This window comes from Paenibacillus zanthoxyli JH29 (assembly GCF_000520715.1).
GTDB lineage: Bacteria > Bacillota > Bacilli > Paenibacillales > Paenibacillaceae > Paenibacillus_AQ > Paenibacillus_AQ zanthoxyli.
This window is the reverse complement of the sequence record NZ_ASSD01000076.1, coordinates 1-2,384: the sequence shown is the minus strand read 5'-3', so window position 1 is coordinate 2,384 and position 2,384 is coordinate 1. Positions and strand designations below refer to the sequence as shown.

3 protein-coding genes are annotated in these 2,384 nt (G+C 57.7%); all 3 read left to right on the top strand.

Going from position 1 to position 2,384, the window contains the following annotated elements; all coding sequences use genetic code 11:
- Positions 1–84: 84 nt before the first annotated feature.
- The 3 genes from hisB to hisA all read left to right on the top strand — a co-directional run bounded on the left by hisB (position 85) and on the right by hisA (position 2,174).
- Entirely contained in the window at positions 85–690 is a 606-nt protein-coding gene (gene hisB / locus L691_RS0102945) for an imidazoleglycerol-phosphate dehydratase HisB (protein WP_025688676.1), read from the top strand.
- 3 nt (positions 691–693) lie between these two features.
- Positions 694–1,311 carry an imidazole glycerol phosphate synthase subunit HisH gene (gene hisH / locus L691_RS0102940; RefSeq protein WP_025688675.1) on the top strand — a complete coding sequence of 206 codons (618 nt, stop codon included), beginning with the start codon at positions 694–696 and terminating at the stop codon, positions 1,309–1,311.
- Positions 1,312–1,442: 131 nt separating this feature from the next.
- On the top strand, positions 1,443–2,174 hold the full coding sequence (gene hisA, locus L691_RS0102935; RefSeq protein WP_025688674.1) for a 1-(5-phosphoribosyl)-5-[(5-phosphoribosylamino)methylideneamino]imidazole-4-carboxamide isomerase: 732 nt from the start codon (positions 1,443–1,445) through the stop codon (positions 2,172–2,174).
- Positions 2,175–2,384 lie beyond the last annotated feature (210 nt).

Sequence of the window (2,384 nt, the reverse complement as noted above, 5' to 3'; positions counted from 1 at the left end):
AACTGGCTCGCCGCGAAGGACTGGAAGCTCATGCCAGAGCGGTGGAAATCAGACTGGAGAATGAAGCGAAGGGTGGAGAAGCGGATGGAGAATAACGGGCAGCAAACCAGGCAGGCAGGTCTTTCCCGCAAAACGAATGAAACGGACATTAAGCTGTCGCTGACAGTGGATGGAAGCGGTCAGGCGGAGCTTGAGACCGACGTCCCTTTTCTGAACCATATGCTAGATCTGTTCACGAAGCACGGCCAGTTCGATCTGTCTGTCCAGGCGCGCGGCGATATCGAGATTGACGATCACCACACGGTGGAGGATATCGGCATCTGTCTCGGTCAGGCTCTGCGCGAAGCGCTCGGCGATAAGAAGGGCATTAAGCGCTATGCGAGCGTATTTGTGCCGATGGACGAAGCGCTGGCGCAGGTCATTATCGACATCAGCAACCGTCCGCATTTCGAATACCGGGCGGAGTATCCTTCCCAGCAGGTGGGCAGCTTCTCCACCGAGATGGTGCATGAATTCCTGTGGAAATTTGCGCTGGAAGCGCGGCTGACCCTGCATGTCATCGTGCATTACGGCTTCAATACGCATCACATGATCGAGGCGGTATTTAAGGCGCTTGGGCGTGCGCTGGACGAAGCGACAGCGATTGATCCCCGGGTGAAAGGCGTTCCATCCACGAAAGGAGTGCTGTAGCCCATGAGCGTTGCTATCGTCGATTACGGGATCGGCAACCTGCACAGCGTCAGCAAGGCGATTGAGCGCTTGGGCCATGAGCCGCTTGTAACCGGGGAAGCCGGTGAGATTCTGGCTGCGGATCGCGTCATTCTGCCCGGCGTCGGCGCGTTCGGAGACGCGATGGATCATCTGCGGCAGAGCGGACTGGACAAGGTTGTCAAAGAGGTTGCTGTTGCGGGACGGCAGCCTCTGCTCGGGATCTGCCTCGGCATGCAGCTTCTGTTCACCCGCAGCGAGGAATACGGCAGCCATGAGGGGCTTGATCTTTTGCCGGGAACAGTGGTGCGCTTCGAGCCGAGAGAAGGCTATAAAGTGCCGCATATGGGCTGGAACAAGCTGCAGTACCTTCAGCCGGAGAACCCGCTGCTTGGTGGGCTGGAGGAGGGACATGTCTATTTTGTTCACTCTTATCATGCGCTGGTCGAGCAGAAAAGCGATTTGCTGGCCGTGACGGATTACGGACACCCGGTTACGGCCATCGTCGGGCGGGGTAATGTATTCGGCATGCAGTTTCATCCCGAGAAGAGCGGGGAGCTGGGAAGGAAGCTGCTTGAGCAGTTTTTGAAGCTGGAAATTTAGCGGGGCACTGTCTCATAAAGCATGCAGCTCTGTGCGTCTTAGGCATCCTGGGCAGGAGGTTCAGATAGCCAGAGCGTGCGGCCGCGTCAAAGTGAAATGATTTTAGTAAGGAGAAAGCGGGGAACGGCGAAATGTCTTCTTTTATCATATATCCGGCCATTGATATCCGGAACGGAAAATGCGTCAGGCTGCTGCAGGGCGATTATAATCAGGAAACGGTCTACGGCGACAGTCCGCTCGACATGGCCAAATCATGGGAAGAGCAGGGCGGAGAGTTCATTCATCTTGTCGACCTGGACGGCGCGAAAGCCGGGCATCCCGTCAATGTCGATATTATTGGGTCCATCGCCGCTGGCGTTAATGTGCCGGTTCAGGTTGGCGGGGGGCTGCGCACGCTGGAGGATGTGGAGAAGCTGCTGTCGCTCGGCGTCAGCCGCGTCATCATCGGCACAGCTGCTATCAATGACCGGGAATTTACCGAAACCGTATTGGCAAAATACGGCGATAAAGTCGCGATCGGCATCGATGCGCGGGACGGCTATGTTGCCACTCATGGCTGGCTGAACACGTCCGAGGTGCTCGCTACGGATTTGGCGAAGGAGCTCGCGTCTAAGGGCGCGGAAACGTTTATCTACACGGATATATCCCGCGACGGAATGATGCAGGGCCCGAACGTGGAGGGTATTCTCGCTATGGCGCAGGCCAGCGGAAAGAGCGTTATCGCCTCCGGCGGAGTCACCGTTCAGGACGATCTGCTTCGCCTCAGCGCGCATAAGAACAGCGGTATCGGCGGCGCCATCGTTGGCAAGGCGTTGTATACCGGCAACATCAAGCTTGCCGAGGCTTTGGCGGCGCTGAAGTAAGCCTGCCCGGAGGGAAAGAGCCGCGCACGTGAAGGTTTTAGGGTTTAAGCTTTTGAGCAGGCGGAGCGAAGCCCGCCGCCCCGGAGGGGCCAGACCCGCGGCACGCGAAGGTTTTAGGGTTTAAGCTGTTCCGCAGGCGGAGCGAAGCCCGCCGCCCCGGAGGGGCCAGAAACGCGGCACGCGAAGGTTTTAGGGTTTAAGCTTTTAAGC